Source organism: Caballeronia calidae, from assembly GCF_900044055.2.
GTDB classification, from domain to species: Bacteria; Pseudomonadota; Gammaproteobacteria; order Burkholderiales; family Burkholderiaceae; genus Caballeronia; species Caballeronia calidae.
Window position 1 is genome coordinate 146,682 of sequence record NZ_FCOX02000008.1, and the last position, 18,649, is coordinate 165,330.

At 64.5% G+C, this 18,649-nt stretch carries 13 protein-coding genes; 3 read left to right on the top strand and 10 right to left on the bottom strand.

Going from position 1 to position 18,649, the window contains the following annotated elements; translation table 11 throughout:
- Window positions 1-3: 3 nt before the first annotated feature.
- From AWB78_RS10865 to AWB78_RS10905, 9 genes are all read right to left on the bottom strand, one after another.
- Window positions 4-1,317 (bottom strand): sigma-54 interaction domain-containing protein, encoded by a 1,314-nt coding sequence (locus AWB78_RS10865; protein WP_062604576.1) that lies wholly within the window; start codon window positions 1,315-1,317, stop codon window positions 4-6.
- Window positions 1,314-4,373, bottom strand: a complete 3,060-nt coding sequence (locus AWB78_RS10870; RefSeq protein ID WP_062604577.1) for a peptidase domain-containing ABC transporter — start codon at window positions 4,371-4,373, stop codon at window positions 1,314-1,316. The genes AWB78_RS10865 and AWB78_RS10870 overlap by 4 nt, the downstream gene beginning before the upstream one ends.
- 22 nt (window positions 4,374-4,395) lie before the next feature.
- A complete protein-coding gene (locus AWB78_RS10875; protein ID WP_062604578.1) occupies window positions 4,396-5,148 on the bottom strand; it encodes a peptidylprolyl isomerase in 753 nt (250 codons plus the stop codon).
- A gap of 73 nt (window positions 5,149-5,221) precedes the next feature.
- Entirely contained in the window at window positions 5,222-6,595 is a 1,374-nt protein-coding gene (locus tag AWB78_RS10880; RefSeq protein ID WP_062604579.1) for a beta-barrel domain-containing protein, read from the bottom strand.
- Window positions 6,573-9,101, bottom strand: coding sequence for an FHA domain-containing protein (locus tag AWB78_RS10885; RefSeq protein ID WP_062604625.1), 2,529 nt, complete (start codon window positions 9,099-9,101; stop codon window positions 6,573-6,575). The genes AWB78_RS10880 and AWB78_RS10885 overlap by 23 nt, the downstream gene beginning before the upstream one ends.
- A gap of 230 nt (window positions 9,102-9,331) precedes the next feature.
- Complete coding sequence (locus AWB78_RS10890) at window positions 9,332-10,780, bottom strand: efflux transporter outer membrane subunit (RefSeq protein WP_062604626.1); 1,449 nt, start codon at window positions 10,778-10,780, stop codon at window positions 9,332-9,334.
- A 314-nt stretch (window positions 10,781-11,094) separates the two neighbouring features.
- A complete protein-coding gene (locus AWB78_RS10895; RefSeq protein ID WP_062604580.1) occupies window positions 11,095-11,394 on the bottom strand; it encodes a hypothetical protein in 300 nt (99 codons plus the stop codon).
- Between the two features lie 343 nt (window positions 11,395-11,737).
- A complete protein-coding gene (locus AWB78_RS10900; protein WP_374729460.1) occupies window positions 11,738-12,139 on the bottom strand; it encodes a DUF4399 domain-containing protein in 402 nt (133 codons plus the stop codon).
- Window positions 12,140-12,250: 111 nt separating this feature from the next.
- Entirely contained in the window at window positions 12,251-12,691 is a 441-nt protein-coding gene (locus AWB78_RS10905; protein ID WP_062604627.1) for a DUF4399 domain-containing protein, read from the bottom strand.
- Window positions 12,692-13,029: 338 nt separating this feature from the next.
- Here AWB78_RS10905 and AWB78_RS10910 point away from each other — a divergent pair, with 338 nt between their 5' ends.
- Window positions 13,030-14,961, top strand: a complete 1,932-nt coding sequence (locus AWB78_RS10910; protein ID WP_096031772.1) for an SUMF1/EgtB/PvdO family nonheme iron enzyme — start codon at window positions 13,030-13,032, stop codon at window positions 14,959-14,961.
- Between the two features lie 6 nt (window positions 14,962-14,967).
- Here AWB78_RS10910 and AWB78_RS10915 read toward each other — a convergent pair whose 3' ends face one another.
- The gene (locus AWB78_RS10915; RefSeq protein WP_062604583.1) at window positions 14,968-16,839 is read right to left on the bottom strand and encodes a DUF3857 domain-containing transglutaminase family protein; all 1,872 of its coding nucleotides are present in this window, start codon (window positions 16,837-16,839) and stop codon (window positions 14,968-14,970) included.
- Between the two features lie 207 nt (window positions 16,840-17,046).
- On the opposite strand from AWB78_RS10915, the gene AWB78_RS10920 reads away from it, so the two are divergent.
- Together AWB78_RS10920 and AWB78_RS10925 are read left to right on the top strand one after the other, a co-directional pair.
- Complete coding sequence (locus AWB78_RS10920; RefSeq protein WP_062604584.1) at window positions 17,047-18,201, top strand: HPP family protein; 1,155 nt, start codon at window positions 17,047-17,049, stop codon at window positions 18,199-18,201.
- A 34-nt stretch (window positions 18,202-18,235) separates the two neighbouring features.
- Window positions 18,236-18,646, top strand: a complete 411-nt coding sequence (locus tag AWB78_RS10925) for a MarR family winged helix-turn-helix transcriptional regulator (RefSeq protein ID WP_062604585.1) — start codon at window positions 18,236-18,238, stop codon at window positions 18,644-18,646.
- Window positions 18,647-18,649: the final 3 nt, after the last annotated feature.

Genomic DNA, 18,649 nt, shown 5'->3' on the forward strand with positions numbered 1-18,649 from the left:
GGATTAGCCCCCCGCCTCCCGATTCTTCTGCGCCGCCGCCCGAAACTCCTTCGAATGCAGCCCGTGCTTCTTGAGCAGCATCTGCAGATGCGACCGGTTCATCTCATACCGCCGCGCCAGTTCGGCGACCGTGCCGCCGGTTTCCTGCAGTCCCCGCTCGAGAAACGCCCGCTCGGCCTCGTCGCTTGCGACGCGTTTCGCTTCGGCCAGCGAACTCGCCGTCGCGATGCCGTTGCCGCTCGCCGCCGGTCCGCCCATCGCAAGCGAGAGCGATGACTTCGGCCGGATATCGATCGGCAGATGATCGATGTCGGCCATATCGCCCGCGAGACACGCGAGCCGATACACCACGTTCCTCAGCTCGCGGATATTCCCCGGATAATCGTAGTTGCGCAGAAAATCGCGCAGCCTCGGCGACAGCTTCACCGGCCGGCGCTTCAAGGTCGCCGCGGCTTCATCGCCGAAATAGGCGAGCAGCAAGGGAATCTCGTCGCGCCGCTCGCGCAACGACGGCAGCGTCAGATGAATCACGCTCAGCCGATAGAACAGATCCTCGCGAAAATGCCCTTCATCGCAGAACTTCCGCAGGTTGCGATTCGTCGCCGCGACGATGCGCGTGTCCACCGCGATCGGCTCATCCGAACCCACGCGCTGAATCTCGTGCGCTTCGAGCACCCGCAACAACTTCACCTGCCCCGACAAAGGCAGTTCGCCGATCTCATCGAGAAAGATCGTGCCCGTATGCGCGCTCTCGAACTTGCCCTTGCGATCGTTGGTCGCGCCCGTGAACGCGCCCTTGCGATGCCCGAATAGTTCGGATTCCAGCAGATTCTCAGGAATCGCGCCGCAGTTCACGGAGATATACGGCTTGTCCGCGCGCGAGCCGTTCGCGTGGATGACCTTCGCCATCAGCTCCTTGCCCGTGCCGCTTTCACCGTCGATCAACACGGGCAAATCGGTCGGCGCGGCTTTTTCCGCGATTTCCAGCGCTTCCAGCAGCTTCGGGTTATCGCCGAACGTGCCTTCGAACACGAAGCTGCGTTCGATCAGCGCCTGACGCCGCGCACCCGGCGACATATCGCGCTTGGGCTCCGCGGCCGCTGCCTGCACGAAGCGCTCCTTATGCGACATCTGCATGACTTCGTCGCGCAAGGTGCTCGCCTGCCGCAAAAGTTTTTCGATTTCGGGCCGTTCGAGACGCGAGGTCCATCGCAGCGTCGAGCGCAGGATCTCGATCTTCTCGATGAGCCCCGCATAGGAAATCGCCGATGACGCGGGCGTGCTGCTGTCGCTTTCAGGTTGGTCGAGTATCTTCATGCTGCGCTCAGTTGCTTTTGCACGAGTTGGTAGTACATGCCCTTTCTCGCGACGAGTTCGTCGTGCTTGCCCTGCTCGACGATGCCGCCTTCATACAGCACGAGAATCTTGTCGGCGCGCATGATCGTCGACAGCCTGTGCGCGATGATCACCGCGGTGCGCCCCTTCAATATCTCCTGCATATTCCCGAGGATATTGCTTTCCGATTGCGTATCGAGCGCGGACGTGGCTTCATCGAACACGAGCAGACGCGGATCGTGATACAGCGCCCGCGCGATGCAAAGCCGCTGAATCTGCCCGCCGGAAAGGCCCACGCCACGCTCGCCCACAACCTGCTCATAACCGAGCGGCATCTTCGCGATGAACCCGTGCGCATCGGCCATCTTCGCCACTTCCTCGATGCGCCTTCTGTCCGGCGCTTCATCGCCGCTCGCGATATTCTCCGCGATCGTCCCCGAAAACAGCAGGTTGCTTTGCATCACATAGCCGATCTGCGCGCGAAAGAAACCTTTATCGACGACATTGATATCGTAGCCATCGACGGTCATCTTGCCTTCGCTCGGCGCATAGAACCCGACGAGCAGTTTCGCGAGCGTCGTCTTGCCCGAGCCGCTGCGCCCGACGATTGCAATCAGCTCGCCCGGCTTGATATCGAAGCTGATGTTTTCCAGCACGTAAGGCGCGTCGCCTTCGCCATAGCGGAAGTACACGCCGTTGAAGCTGATATCGCCCTGCAGGTCGGGCAGCATCACGCGTTGCTGCATCTCTTCGGGTTTCTGCTCCGGCTCGATATCGAGCACATCGCCCAGGCGCTCCATCGCCACGCCCGCATCGTTCAGAAGGCTCCACAAGTTGATGAGGCCCATCAGCGGCGCGAGCACGCTGCCCATGTACGCGTTGAATGCGATCAGTTGCCCGATGGTCAGTTCGCGCGCAAGCACGAGGTTCGCGCCGACCCAAAGCACGCCGATGGTCGTCGCCGCATTCAGCAACTGGCTGCACAGCCCCACGACGATATTGAAGCGCTGCGACTTGTACTGCACTTCCAGCGACTTCGCGTACTTCTTCTCCCACTTCAGCCGCACCGGGCGCTCGATGCCCATGCCCTTCACCGTCTCCACGCCGCCGAGCGCTTCCATCAGATAGGAGCGCGCATCGGTGCCTGCGGAGAAGGTCTCGCGCGCGTTCTGCTTGATGCGCGGCGTCGCGACGATCGTGAGCACCATCATCGGGATCACGAACGCGATGAGCAACAACGTGAGCTTCACGTTGTAGAGGAACATGATCGTGAAGTAAATGAAGAGCATCAGCAGGTTCAACACGGTCGATACGGTCGATTCCGTGAGGAACGCCCGGATCGTGTGATTCTCCTGAAAGCGCGCGAACACGTCGCCGGTCTTGCGCTTCGCGAAGAAGCCGAACGGCAGCGAGAACGTGTGCCTGAAGAATTGCGACATCATCGCGAAGTCCATGTTGCGGACCATGAAGTTCGCGAGGTAGGCGCGTATCGTCGTCATCAATTGCGTGAACAGGCTCGCGATCACCAGCCCGGCGATCAGCACATGCAGCAGGTTGACGTTCTGATGCACGATCACGCCGTCGAGTATGTTCTGGATGATGAGCGGCGGTATCACGCCCAGCACCTGAATGACGAAGGTCGCAAGAAAGAGATGCAGCAGGATCTTCTTGTACGGCTTCAGATAGCCGACGAAGCGCAGCCACGGCGAGCGCGACACGGCTTTCTGCGTCAAGTCCTGACCCGGCGTGAAGAGCAGGCACGTGCCGCTCCAGCCGCGCTCGAACTCGCCGAGGGTCATCTTCCTGAAGCCGATGGCCGGGTCCGCAACCCACACGTTGTCGCTCGACACGCCGTAGATGATGATGTAGTGGTAGCCCTCCCAGTGCGCGATGAACGGCATCTCGAAGCCGCGCAGCGATTCGAACGTGCACTGCACGCCGCGCGTCGTGAAGCCGAGCGACTCGCCCGCGCGCGCGAGCGAATCGAGCGTCGCGCCCGACGTCGTCACATTGGCGAGCTCGCGCAGCTTGCCGAGCGTCATGTTGATGCCGTAGTGGCGGCAGATCATCGCGAGACAGGCCGCGCCGCAATCCATCTCCTCCGCCTGCTCGACCCACGCGAAACGCTTGATGACGCGCTCGCCCAGTTCGGGCTTCGTGTGCAGATCGAGCATCGCGGGCAGCTTGCGGCGCTCGGCGAGCTTCTTCTGCCGCTGCAATTCGCGCTCGGTGAAGCGGATGCGCTCTTCGAGCACTTCGCGCAGCTTCACGTTGCGCTCGATGATGAAGTGCACCGTCTTCTCGGGAATCACGAGCAGGCGCGTATCGGCGCTCGCGATGGCGGATGCCATCTGCTCCTGACGCATCACGCAGGCTTTCTCGCCGAAAATCTCGCCGGGGCCGAGCGTCGCGAGCACATGATGTTCGCCGCCCTCTTCGCGCACGATACGCACTTCGCCCTGCCGCACGACATACAGACGCCGGTCGTCGCGCGAGTCCTGCTTGAGAATCTCCTTGCCTTCCCCGACGCGCTTCACGCCGACGCTGCGCACGCATTCCTCGAGCTCCGCCTTGTTCAGCTTGCCGCGCAGATCGAAGAGCTTCGCGACGAAGCCGCCCGCCGAATTGATCGCGACATAGCTCGTGACGAAGGCGAGCGCGGCGGAGTTCTTCGCGATGACCGGTTCGATCGCGAGACGCGGGATATACAGGAGCTCGGTCTTGCCCGAGGAACGCACCGACGACTCATGGCGGTAGTCGCGCAACATCGCGATATCCGCGAAGGTCTCGCGCTCCTTCTTCACCCCCATGCTGATTTCCTTGCCGTGCTCCTCGGTGAAGATGCGCACGGACCCGGCCTTCACGATATAGAGCCCGTCGGCCGCATCGCCCGCATTGCACACGGTCTCGCCGAAACCGAAGCGGCGTGACTCGGCGTGCGCGGCGAGTTGCTCGATTTCCTCGCGCGTGAAAGGCGAAAGAATCTCGACCGACGAGAGAAAGTCGGCGGGCGAATCAAGGCTCGAGGGAGCGTCCATGTTCTATCGCGTGTCTGGTCGGTCAGCGTGCTTCGATGACGTGCTCCTGCGCGCGCGCCATCATCCAGTCCTCGCGCAGCAGGCGGCGGATTTCCGCGGACACGTCCTCGTCGAGCTTCGCGGGATATTTCGCCGTCACCGCGAAGATTTCATACGAGGTGCCATCCACCGATACGAACGGTCCGAGCAGATCGCCGACTTCCGCGTTGAACACCTTCGCCTCGACATCCGGCTTCATTTGCCCGCGCATCACGCGTCCGATCCTGCCGCCTTCGTCGCGCGTATCGGCAAGCGAATGCTCGCGCGCCATGTCGGCGAAGCTGTCGGGATCGTCGTTGAGATACGAGATCATTTCCTTCGCGCTGCCTTCGGTATCGAGCAGGATGTGGCTCACTTCGATGCTGTCGAACTTCGGCGAATTGAGCTGGAAGTATTCCTCGACCTCGCGTTCCGTGCCGACCTTGTCGAGCATCTTCTCCTGATAGAGCGTGTCGGTGACATAGACCTCGAACTCGTCGAGGCTCACGTGCAGCGCATCGAGATAATTGTTCATATCCGCCGCTCGATGCAGCCCGCGAATGCGCCGGAACTGATCGGCGCGATTCTGGATTTCATCGTCGCTGACGGCCACGCCGGATTTCTTCGCCGCGCGCACGGTCAGCTTGTCGCGCACGAGCTGCTCGATGAGACTGTCGAACTGGCCGTTCAACTTCAACAACCTGATGAATTCGCCGACGTCGACCACTTCGTCGTCGATACGCACAATCGCCGTCATATCGTTCTCCGTTCGGTTCCTTGTTGAATTGCGCATCTTGTCCGCGTTACGGCGGTCGTGTAACCCTCCATCCCTATCCCGCGATATTGCGGAACGGATCGAGCCCGAGATCGATCAGGCGCCGCTCGCGCACCACGATTTCAGCCGTGGCCGTCATGCCGTAGCGCAGCGGATACTTCGTGTCCGAGACCTGATAGAAATCGCGATCGAGCGTCACGCGTCCTTCATACACCGGTTGCTTCGTCGTCGGGCTCGGCTTCGTCGCGGGCGAGATGAACGCGAGCGTGCCGTCGATCACGCCGTAGCGCTGATAAGGAAACGCGTTGAACTTGAGCTTCACGCGTTGCCCTTCGCGCAGGAATGCGCGGTCATGCTCGGCGATCTCGATCTTCAGCACCGGCTTCGCATTCGACGGCGCGATGCCGCCGAGCGGCGTGTTCGCCTGAATCTTGTCGCCGGGCTGCGTCGATGTCACGTCCGTTATCACGCCCGATACCGGCGCGAGAATCAGCAGAAAATTATCCTTGTCGATGTTCTCGAACTTGATGCGCGCGGCCGCATCCGCGACGAGGCGCGCCGTCTGTAGTTGCAGACGCAACTTGTCTTCCGTGCTCGCGACTTCGCGCATCGCCGCTTCGTATTGAAGACGCAGATTCGTCGCTTCCTGGCCGCTCGTTTCGAGCTGACGTTTCGCCTGCGTGAAATCGTGGCTCAGGCGGAAGTCCAGTTCCGCGAGCCGCGATTGCTCGATGCGATACGCGCCGTCCGCTTCGAGATACGCATTGCGTTTCTGATCGACCTGCGCTTCCGCAATGCCGCCGCCGCCCGGCAGCGCGAGCAGGCGCTGAAAGCGGTCGAGCTCGACTTTCGCGGCATCGCGCGCGCGCCGCGCGTTTTCGAGCGTGCTGCGCGCTTCCTGCAACTGCGCCTTCTGGCCTTCCGCGAGCTTGCTCGTGCCTTCGGCCACGCGCTGCTGATGCTGATGCTCCTCCACATCCATCTGATCCTTGAGCGCGGCGATCTTGCGCTCCATCAGCAGCTTTTTCTCGGGGAACTGCTTCCATTCGCGTTCGGCGTCGTCGAGCTTCAGTTGCGCTTCGAGCGCATTGGTGGCCGCCTCGATCGCGCCGCGCGCATTCAGACGCGCGACGACATCGTCCTTGCGCACGGGCTGGCCCTCGGCGATATACAGATCGGCCAGCTCGCCGTCGATCGGCGCGTAGAAGCGGCGCACTTCCGATTCGGGCGCGAGCGTGCCCTGCGCGTTGACCATCACGTCCGCATGACCGACGAAGGACCACACGAGCGCCGACGCGACGAGCGCCACCATCGCGAAGACGAGCGCCTGCGTGAGCCGCGCCGGCTCGGCCGTGAGGATCGCGATGCCTTCGGCGCCGTGCTCTCCGAGCGCCTCCGACAGCGGCTTAAGGTGTGCGTCTCTCTTCACTGCTCGTACCTCCGCCGATCAGACTCAGCTTGGTGTTGAGAAGCCCCGGTTCGAGCACCATGCGCAAGTCCTGCAGCGAGCGACGCTGCAAGTCCGCTTCGGTGTCGATCTCACTGGCGAGCGCGGCCCACTTCGCCGTCGCGCTGTCCGCCTTCACTTGCCTGAAGATACGCATGCCGCGCGCCGCCGCATCCTGCGCGTCCGACAAAAGACGCGCCTGCGTCCTGAACACATCCGATACGCCCGATTCGAGCCGCTGCGATCCGCCGATGCCCCCATTGGTCCGATACTGCTGCCACAGCGTTTGCGCCTGCGTCATCAGCGTCTGCGCGCGGCCGATCGCCTTGTCCTTCAGCGATGCGACCTCGGGCCCGACCGCCTTCGCGTAGAACGTGTCGGCGTCGAGATCGAGCGTTTCGTAGAACGAGAGCAGCGCGTCCTCGTAGCCCTTCGTGCCGCGCGCCTTCTGTAAATCGGCGAATTGCGCGGCCACGGCCTTCTTGTGCGCGAGCTCCTTTTGCACCGTCGGCGACCACGAGCCTTGCGGCAGCTTTTGCAGGCCGTCGATCGCCTGCGCGCTCTGGCCGCGGTTCCATGCATCGGCGACGCTCGCGTATTGCGCGAGCACGGCGGGCGGCGGCAACTGGCTCGCGCCCATCTGCCTGAACTTTTCCTGGAACGGCGGCGTCGAGAATTTCGCCTTGCTCACCGATCCCGCCAGCGGCGCGAGACTCCCGCTCGTGAGACTGCGGCGCAGGCCGGTATAGGCATCGAGATCGGCGCGCACGCGATCGAGGCCCGCGAGGCGCGGATATTTGTCCGCGTATTCCTTGAGCGTCGCGTTGATGGAATCGAGATCGTCCTGGCCGAGACTCTTGACGATGCTCGCATTGAGTCGGTCGATGGCCGCGAGATACACGGAATCGTCGCTCTGGAGCTTGCGCAAGTGGCTGAGCGCGAGCGCATACGGATCGCGGAACTCGGGGACGTATCCCGCGATGCGGTCCAGATCGCGCTGATGCCCCGCCGCATCCGCTTCCCAGTGCTTCAGGATCGCGTCGATGCGCGGCTCGTCGCCGTACATACGGATTGGCGCATCGGCGCCGCCGCGTCCCATCACGAAGCTTTCGAGCTTGCCGATCCATTCGAGCTCGTCGACGAGCGAATGCACCTCGGCGTTGTGCTCGCCGAGCGCCCTCATCTGCGCGATGATCGCGTCCGCGCTCGCGAAGTCGCCCTTCTTCAACGCGGCGAGCCACCGCGGCACGTTCGACTTGAGCACGGCTTCCGTGTTCATCGACGCGAACTGCGTGTCTTTCGGATGCGTCTTCAGATAATCGTTCGTGACGCTCGCCGCTTCGGCGAATTCGCCGTTCGACATCAGCGACTTCGCCTGTCGCTCCGACGAGCCGCTATAGAAGAGCGCCGCGCCGCCCGCGACGAGCACGGCCAGCACGCATGCAGCGATAAGGCGCGTGCGGCGCGCGGCGTGCGGATCGTCGCTCGCGAGCGCCCGGCGCAATTCGGATACGAAGAGCGCGAACTTGCCGCGCTTCGCGGCGCGCGCATCCTGACGCTTCTCCTCGGCGGGCAACGGCTGCGCTTCCTCGTTGACTTCGTCCTCGCGCGCGGCGGCCTGATCGACGCAAAAGATGTCGAGAAACGAATGCGCCGAGCCGACGAAGGTGGTCTTGTCGCTGTCGAGCTCTTCGTCGCGGGCTGCCTGCGCTTTGACTTGCGCGACCATTTCGGTGAGCGTCGACTCGCCTTCGTCGCCGTGCAGATGCACCTTGTACGCGAAGTGCGTGCCGCCGAACGCGACCGAGTCGCCGTTCTTCAGCTCGACTGCGGACGCGCCGAGCCGCTCGCCGTTGACGAAGGTGCCGTTGGTGCTGCCGAGATCCTCGACGAAAGGCGCGCCGCCCTTGATGAACACATGCGCGTGCCGCCGCGACACGTAATTGACCTGATGCGGATACTGCTCGCGATAGCGCGAGAACGTGTCGTCCGTCTTGCTGACGAGAAACGGAAACTGCGCGAGCTCGACCGGCTGCAGGCCGAGGTCGTCGCGCTGCGGCGTGAGCGTAATGCCGATGGGTCTCGGCACGTTCAGACGCCGCGCGCGCGGCGCGAACTGCACGCGATACGACAGCCGGCTGCCGAGCGAAACGATGTCGCCGTTTCTCACGCGCGCGGGCGTCTCGCGCACGGGCGTGCCGTTCACCGCGGTGCCGTTCTTGCTGCCGAGATCGGCGATATAGACGAGCCCATGCTCGATGAAGATGCGCGCATGACGGCGTGAAAGCTGCGCCACGGCTTCGGGCGGGCTCGCGTCGAACGGCGCTTCGGCGCGGCCGATCGCGAAGAGATTTTCGTCGATGCGGATATCCGTGAGCCTGTCCGCCAGCTCGCGGGCAAGCTCGGCATGCGGCGCGGGCTTCAGGATGACGTCGAACGCCTCGCCCACGCCCGGCTGTTGTTCCGCAACGGAAAAGCCTTGAGCCATGTCCATGTCACGAGGTACGTCCGGCCGCTGCCGCCGACGCGTCAGAGGCATGCCCGGCAAGGTCGGGCACATGGACAGGTTGGACCGCGCCGTGATTCACGTCATTCGCAACCGGCGGCTGTTGAGAGTTTAAGTCACGCATCGTCGTAGTCAATCGCGCCATGAGTTATCGAATCTGAACGATCGTTAGTTATTCATATCAATACGTCCGCCGCATTTCATGAAGCGCTTCACTTCAGCCCGTCCTTGCTCGCGCTCTGCACATCGACGGTCGGCCAGCCGCCGCCGAGCGCCTTGTAGAGCGTCACCGTGTCCGACAAAATCTGCTGATGGTTCGCGAGCAGCGCGAGTTGCGCGGCGAGCAGCGTGCGCTCCGTCTCGAACACCTGAAGCTGCGAGATCACGCCTTCTTTCAGTTGCGCATCGATCTGCGCGGCCACGACCGTCAGCTGATCCACTTCCTGCTGCAACTCGACGCGCTGCTTCGTGTGCGAATCGAGATTGACGAGCGCGTTCTCCACTTCCTCGAACGCGTTCATGACGGTGCTGCGATATTGCTGTTCCGCCACCGTGGTCTGCGCTTCGGTGGTTTTGACGTGCGCGCGCACGGACGGATCGAGAATCGGGATATTGATGCTCGGCACGAAGCTCAGCGTGAACATCTTCAGCAGATCGGTGAGCTGAAAGCTCGCGGTGCCCGCGCGCCCGGTCAGGTTGATGGTCGGGAGTTGCGCGAGCTTCGCCTGACCGACGAGATCGTAAGCTTCGAGCACGCGATACTCCGCCGCGATCAGATCGGGACGGCGCGACAGCAATTGCGACGGCAGGCCGCTCGGCACCGCCGGAATCTGCACGCGCTTTTGCAGCTTGCCGTCGGGCACCTTGAATTCGCCGGCGGGCACGCCGATCAGCGTCGAGAGCGCGTTGTTGGCGAGATCCCGCGAGCGGCGCAGTTCCAGCAATTCGCGCGTCAGGCGATTCAGTTCGGCGCGCTGCGTGAGCACCTGCGTCTTCGGCACGAGACCGTTCTTCTGCATGCCCTCGAAGATCGTCAGGATTTGCTGGTTCGTCGCGATGGTCTGACTCTGCTGCGCGATCTGGTCGTCGAACTGGAGAATCTGGAAGTACGTCGTCGAGACGAGCGCGACGAGTTCGAGATAGCCCGCGCGCCAGTCGGCCTCGGTCGCGCGGAACTCGGCCTTCTGCGCCTGCACGCCTTTCTCTACCGTGCCCCAGATGTCGATGTCCCAGCTGACCTGCGTCGCCAGGTTGAACTGCTTCGAGAACTTCTGGCCTGTCGTCTTCTCGAAGCTCGCGCCCGCGCCGAGATCCATCGACGGCAACGCGCCCGCGCGCGCCTCGGCGATCTGCGCGCCCGCCACGTGAGTGCGCGCGGCCAGCACCTTGATGTCGAAGTTGCCGTTGATGGCTTTATCGACGAGCGAGTCGAGGTAGGGATCGTTGAACTGTTTCCACCAGTCGGGCTGGATGGTGTCGGCGGCGGCGACCTTGGGCGCGTCGATCTTCGTGAACGCGGTTTTCTCGGGCGTGTCGGGACGCTGGTAGGTCGGCACCTTCAGGTCGATGCAGCCGGAAAGCAGCGTGGCCGCAATGAGCGATGGCAGCACGGCCCATTTTCGCCCGATGGTCACACGCAACGATGGCAACGAGGCTCGCACGATCTCACTCCCGGTGAACGCGCACCGACGGTCAGGTTCAATGGTGAGAAGCGCGGCGCCGGCCGTTCGGTTCATCAAGTAAATCACACGGCGCGCCGGGACTCCATACGGGTTAAATCACGTGGCGCGCGCGTGCTCTGTGGCACGTCGCGCGTCTCGTGACGCGGTCCGGCGGCGGATGCGACCCGCACTCGAACCACTGCGCCCGATGCTGCGGGCGGTGTTGCAGCAGAGCTCCCCGTGCCCCGCTTTTGCTGCCGACTGCTTCGATGCTTACCGCATCGATATCCGCTTCATTCCGCGCGGCATTCGCTTTACGCGAGATCGCCCGCCACGCCGAAGTTGACGTTGGCGATGTTCTTCGCGTTCTGCGTCGGCGTGACCGTCGATTGCGACTTGAGCGCTTCCGCGAACGCGATGTTGCTGCCGTTCTGGTTGAACGTCGTCTGCGTCTGATTGATGATCTGCTGCGGATTGAACGGCATCGACAGCGTCGTCCCCTCGAAGGAGATGAAGCCGGGGAACAGGACCGCGGAGCCACCGCGAACCACCGACATCGCACGGCGATCGAGCTCTTCGGTGACGGGAAGGTCCTTGATGATCAACGTCTTCATTTCTGCTCTCCTTGCTTGCGCATCGCGCATCCGGTGGTGGCTTCGAACAGCTTGTCTGCTTGCCAACGTTAAATGCATAGGGTGTGCCAGTCGCGCCGCTCGCTTGCCGCTTTCCGTCGAATCCCTTGCAGCGCGCGGCTTTCGTCGATTCGAGCCGTGTGCGTCCGTCGATCCGCATGATGCTGCTCGCCCAACACATCGCGCTCCGGCTGTCGGTTCACCGACGACACCGCGTTCCCGCGCAGGGACGAACGTTTCCCTCCGCGAATCGCACGCGGAATCGAACTCGATGGATGAAACGGGGAAAGGCGCCGCCCGGCCCGCGGGGAGCGCCCGGACGGACTTACTTGACGTAGATCGTGATCTTCCTGGAATACACGGGCGGGTTATGCGGTATGTGCTTGTCGTCGCCCATCAGAAGCTGAATCGTGTGCTTGCCTGGCGGAAGCTCGAGCATCGTTTCGGTTTCTCCGGCGCCGTAGTGCAGGTGATTGCGATCCGATGGAATCTCCTGATCCATCGGCGGCAGGTCCACGTCGATCAGCAAATGATGATGCCCCGTGTTCGGAAACTTCACGCCGCGCGGCGCCACGCCCATGTAGCGCAGCCCGAACCAGACCTTGAACGGCTTGCCCGCGGGCAAGGTCTGACCATCGTTCGGATAGCCGATGTACGCATAAGCGTTGGCGGGCGCGGGCGTCGGCCCGGCGAGCGCAGAAGGCGCGGCGAACGCCGTCGCCAGCATGGCGGCGACGAGGAGCGAACGCGGGAGCGCGAGCACGTCAGCAGGTCGATTCTTCATGTCGTATGCCCTCGGCAAATGCGCGGGTGTCGGCCGCGAGGCTCATGGCGCCGCTCATTTCACGGTGATGGTGATCTTCTTCGAATAGACCGGCGGATCGTGCGGAACGTGGTTGTAGTCGCCCATCAGCAACTGCAGCGTGTGCTTGCCCGGCGGCAGTTCGAGACGCGCATCGGTTTCGCCCGCGCCGTAATGCAGATGGTTGCGATCGGACGGGATCTCCTGATCGAGCGGCGGCAGGTCCGCATCGACGATGAGATGGTGATGCCCCACGTTCGGCAGATCGACGCCCTTCGGACAGATGCCCATGTTGCGCAAGCCCATGCGCACCCAGAGCTTGCCGCCGGAAATCACGGCGCCGTCGGGCGGCCAGATGATATACGCCTCGGCGTTCGCCGGCGCGGGCGTGCGCGCACGCGCGGCGGCGGAGAACGACGAATCGGCGGCCAGTGCGGCCAGTGAAGCCAGCGCGCCAAGCACGGTTCTTCTCAGCATGTTATGCACGCCTCTCTCGTTGAAAGGCCTCGCGGACGGGCCGGGGAATCGCTTCATGCACACGCGAACGCTCGTGCTCGAAGCGTGATGCATCGTGCGCGATGCATCGTCTTCGGTTTTTAGATTAGGACGTTACGTTTAAAAAAGATACGTACGCACGCGGATGCTTCGCACCCCATCACGGATACCTTCTTTCGGGGGATTAAGCGCCGCGTGAGCGCGTGCTATCGTTGTTGGTGCTGGACACAGAGGGCGTGGACCTCGCCCCGAAGCCTCGGCATTAGGCGCGCATGCGGCGCCATGCCCTCCACTCAAAGCCGGACGGACAGGGTGTGAATATGTGGCGAACTCTTCTCATCGCGGGCGTGTTCCTGATGGTCGGCGAAGCGCTCGCGCCCGCCTGCGCGGCAGCCGTCACATCGCCGCCTGCTTCGATCACCATCGACGCACGAGCAAACGCCCCGCAGCGGTTCGCGCTCGTGATCGGCAATGCCGACTATGCCGACGAACCGCTAGCCAGCGCCTCCCGCGATGCCGATGACATGAGCGCCGCCCTCGCCTCGCTCGGCTTTCACGTCACGCGCCGCGCGAATCTCGATGCCGCCGCACTGCGGCAGGCACTCGATGCCTTCGCCGCGCGTCTCGGCCCGCGCGACACGAGCGTCGTCTATTTTGCCGGTCACGGATTGCAGGCGGGCGGCGATGCGCTACTCCTGCCGCTCGACGCGCGCGTGCGTCAGCCCGCGACACTCGTGCGCGACACGCTTTCCGCGAAGGATATCGTCGAGCGCATGACGCGCGCGCGGCCGGATGCGGCGAACATCGTCGTGCTGGACATGTGTCTGACCGCTCCCTTCGAGAAAACGCGCGCCCAGACCTGGACGCTGCCGCCGCGCACGCTCGTCGCCTATGCGGCGGCGCCGGGCGATGCAGCCGTCGAAAGCGGGCGCAACGGGCGCTACACGGCGGCCCTGCTGCATGCGCTGGGCCAGCGCTCGCCGATGACATCCGCGACATTCGAAACCGCCGCGTCCGATGTCGCACGCCATTCGCAAGGCGCGCAGCGGCCGTGGATCGCATCGACGCTGGACGCGAACTTCGCCATCGCGGATGCATCGGCGCGCGTGTACGTCGCGGACGCGAATCGTATTGATCGCGATCAATCCGCCGATACCACACGCACGCGCGGCATCCTCCCGAAAGACAGCAGCGAGCAGTACGAACTGACGTTCTGGGATTCGATCAAGGACAGCACCTACGCGAGCGATTACGAGGCCTATCTGAAGGCTTATCCGAATGGCCGGTTCGCGGCGCTCGCCAAGGCGCGCATCGAGCGCCTGCGCGCGTCGGGGACGGCGAATGCGAAACCCGCGGCATCGGCACCGGTTGCACCGCCCGCGGCGACGGCCACGCCCGCGTCCCCGGCACCGAAGCCCGCGCCGTCCACCGCCGCCGCGCCGGAAAAAGCGCGCCCGGCGACACCGGCCGCCACTGCGCCCGCCGCGCCCGCTGCCGCAGCCGCAAAGCCCGCCGCGAAGACGGCCGCCGGCGGCGAAATCAAGGACTGCCCGTCGTGCCCCGTGCTGATCCCGATCTCACCTGGCAGCTTCACGATGGGCAGCAACAGCGACGATCCGGCGGAGAAGCCGCCGCACCGCGTTTCGATCGGGCATGCGTTCGCCATCGGCAAATACGAAGTGACGGTCGAGCAATGGAACGCCTGCGCCGACGCGGGCGCGTGCACGCGCATCTCGATGGACGGCGACGCAACGCCCCAGGGCAACGCGCCGATGCGCAACGTGAGCTGGGACGACGCGCAGGTGTACGTCAAATGGCTGAGCAAGGTGGGCGGCAAGGCCTATCGTCTGCCGACGGAAGCCGAATGGGAATACGCCGCGCGCGGCGGCACGCAGTCGACGTACTGGTGGGGCGATCAGATGAAGAAAGGCACCGCCGACTGCAAGGACTGCGGCGATCCGTACAAGCCCGAAGCGCCGACGCCCGTCGGATCGTTCGCGGCGAATCCCTACGGTCTCTACGACATGAACGGCAGCGTCTGGGAATGGGTCGCCGACTGCTGGCACAGCTCATACAAGAACGCGCCCGCCGATGGCCGCGCCTGGGACGATCCCTCCTGCTCCGTGCGCGTGATTCGCGGCGGCTCGTGGCGCGAAGGCGCGGCCTACATGCAATCCGCGACGCGCTTCAAGTACAGCTCCAGCGTGAGGCAGTCGCAGAACGGCTTTCGCGTCGGGCGGGATATGGAGTGAAGACCTTCATCGGTCCGCGGCTCTGACGATGATCTGCGCCTGCGTATCGCGCTCGATCTTCCTGAGCGCGGGCGCCGCCGCCCGGAAGTCCTCCGGCGAGCAGACCTGCCTGCCGAAGCGCGCTTCCAGCGTGCGCGAGATCTGAATGACATTGGTCGACGGATCGAAGAGATAACGCGAGCGGTAGCGGAAGAAATCGCTCGTGAAATCGACATCGTCGGGCACTTCGGCGACGCGCATCGCCTTCGGCAGCGTGATCTGCGCGACCTCGTCGAAGCTGCCGCCGATGCACAGATACGGCTGCGTGCGCGTGCGCTCGGCGAGCCAGTTGCGCGTCGTCGTCGCGATGCCGCCCGACAGGCTCGTCAGCGCGGGCAGCGCCGTCGTGCCCGTCGGCCAGACGATATCGTCGAGCGTGCCGCGCAAGGTCGTCGCGAACGGGCCGCCGCTTGCATCGACATTGCTCGTCGTCAGCGCGCCCGCGCCGCGCAGGTTCGTGAAGCGCAGCCGGTCCGCCGCGATCTGGTCGCGCCGCTGGGCGTTCGCGAGCCGCAGATTCATGCGCTCGATCTCGGCGCTCCATCCCGCATCCTCGACCCAGTAAGCGAAGCTCGCCTCGCCTTGCGGCGCGACCTCGATCTGCAGACGCGCGGTGCGCGCGAGCGTCTGCGTCGCGGGCGTGCGGGCGAGCGCGCCGGTGTTCACGAGCAGCGCGGGCCGGTCCATGTCCGCGAGCGGCAGAAAGCCGAACTCGACGCTCGACGCCGTGCTGTCCGCATAGACATTCAGGTCCGGCAGCCACGTGACGATGTGATTGATCGCGCCCGAGCCATAACCCGGCACCGACGGCAGCGTATAGACCGCGCCGAGCCCGATCAGCGCGGGCTCGTTACGGATGCCCACGGCATCGAGCAGCGCGCCGAAAAGCGCGACGTGATCCTTGCAATCGCCATAACGGTTCGCGAGCACCTCCGTGACGCGATGCGGCACGGCGGGACTCTGGCCGATGAACATCGCGACATAGCGGATATTGCGGCGCACCCAGTCGTAGAGCGTCTTCGCTTTGGCGCGGTCGTCGGCGTCGTTTTGCGTGAGCGACAGCGCGAGCGCGCGAACGGCGGGATCGGTCGCGGACGGATCGGCGGCGGCGTCGCGGTAGCTCTTCGCGAAGCTCGCGTAGTCGGGAAAGGTCGTCACGACGAGCCGGTCGCCGTACTGCGCATAGCCGACCGAGCCGCTTTCGATGCGCGCGATGTGCTCGCGCCGGTACACGAACGCATAGCGCGTGCGGCCGTTCTCGGTGACCGGCGGCTCGGCGATATAGCCGCGCGCATCGGCAAAAAGCGGCTTGCCGGCGGGCAGATCGAAGACGAGGCGCTGCTGCAGCACGGGCCGCTGCCCCGGATCGACGTAATAGTTGAACTGCCCCGGAATCACCGCCGCCGCCTGGCTCTTGCGAAAGCGCAGATGCACCGTCGAGCCGACGCCCACCGCCGGAAAGATCACCGCGCGCAGCTTCGCGTCCTGAAACGTCGGCGCGCCCGCCGAACGCGGCTCCTGAATATCGCGGATCTGATCCTTCGAGACGTCGTGGCGCAAGCCGTTGGCATCGACGGAATACGCCTCGACGATCTCCACGTTCGACACGCTCTTGTCGTACCAGACATAGCGCTGCGCGATCTCGTCGATGCCCGCCGACGTGTTCGCGCGCAGCACGGTGGTGTCGTCCTCGGCGAGCGAGCCGTCATCGGCGACGACGAACTCATGTACGTCGCTGACGATGGTCGAAGGATCGTCGGCCGTGGCGGCAACCGCGCACGACCCCGCGCACACGCCGGCGATGACGCAGGCCACGAGAGGGATGAAGCGACGAGCCATGTCGAAGTGTCCGCGCCGCGCGAAGGAAAGTTCATCGTACAGGAGGACGCCGCGGCTGCGTACGCCCGTTCAGCCGCGACAAATCGAAACGCGCGACATTTTGTATCATATTGCGATATAATTTTGCGTTTTACGCACGCTTGCTCTCGCGCTACCGCCCGGCCAGCCAGTGTGTCCCCCCACTGACTCCTCCCGGAACGCTGAAAAGTGTCGCGCATCGCATTGCTTCGCTGGCTGCATGGCTTTCTCCCCGCTCCCGTCACCCTGCGCTGGACCGAGCGTTTACGCGGGGGTTTCGGCGCGCTCATCGGCATCGCGCTCACGGGCGGGCTTGCGCATCTGCTGGTCGGCGATGCATCGGCGATTCCGTATCTCATCGCGCCGATGGGCGCTTCGGCCGTGCTGCTCTTCGCCGTCCCCGCCAGTCCGCTCGCCCAGCCGTGGTCGATCATCGGCGGGAACATCGTCTCCGCGACGGTCGGCGTGACCTGCGCGATGTTCGTCCACGATCCCGTCGATGCCGCCGCGCTCGCCGCCTGTCTCGCGATCTGCGCGATGTTCGCGCTGCGCTGCGTGCATCCGCCCTCGGGCGCAGTCGCGCTGACGGCCGTGCTCGGCGGGCCGTCGATCCACGCGCTCGGCTACGGCTTCGTGCTCGCGCCGGTGGCGATCCAGTCGATGGCGCTGCTGTCGTCGGCCATCGTGTTCCATGCGCTGACCGGCCACCGCTATCCGCACGGCCATGCCGCGCCGAAACCGGCGAGCGCGCCGCCCGACACCGCATCGTTTACGCGCGCCGATCTCGAAGCCGTGCTCGCGCGCCGCAGCGAAATGCTCGACGTCGATCCGGACGATCTCGAAACGCTGTTGCGCGAAACCCAGTTGCAGGCCTACGCGCGCCGCTTCACGGAGTTCACGTGCGCGGACATCATGTCGCGCGCGGTCGTCTCGGTGTCGCCGGACACGAGCGCGCAGGCAGCGCTCGCGCTCATCGACAAGCATCACGTGAAAGCGCTGCCGGTGATCGACGCGACGCGCCGCGTGTGCGGCATCGTCACGCGCGCGGACCTGGCGCCGGTGCGCCGCGGCGGCTTCGTCGAAGGCGTGAAGCACGCGATCGAACGCCTCATGCGCGGCCCGTCGACGACCCCGCCGCGCGTCGCCTCGCTGATGACGACAGACGTCTGCACGGTGAAGACGAGCACCGCCATCGCCGAGCTGGTGCCGATGTTCGCGCACTTCGGGCACCACCATATTCCGGTGGTCGGCGCGCACGATCAGCTCGCCGGCATGATCACCGAAGCCGACCTGATTTCGGGCCTCTATCGACAATCGTTCGCGGGCGAGCGCAAGAGCGCCTGATGCCGCCGATCCGCCCGACGCTATCCGACATCCGATGAACGCCCCCCGCAACCTCAACAAGCCGGACTTCGAGCAACTGTCCGAATTCCGCTACCAGATGCGGCGCTTCGAGCGCTTTTCCGAGCGCGCCGTGCAGGACGAAGGCATCACGCCGCTGCAATACCTGCTGCTGTTGCACATCAAGGGCTATCCGGGCCGCGACTGGGCGACGGTCGGCGAGCTGGCCGAGCGGCTGCAATCGCAGCATCACGGCGTCGTGGCGCTCGTCACGCGCTGCGAGGCGGCCGGGCTCGTGCGCCGCAAGCCGAGCGAGGAGGATCGCCGCCAGGTGCGCGTGCATCTCGAAGCGCGCGGCGAAGACGTGCTCGAACGCCTCGCCGCGCTGCATCGCGCCGAACTCAAGTCGCTCGATGGCGCGTTCCGCGTGCCGCAAATCGATCTCTGACAT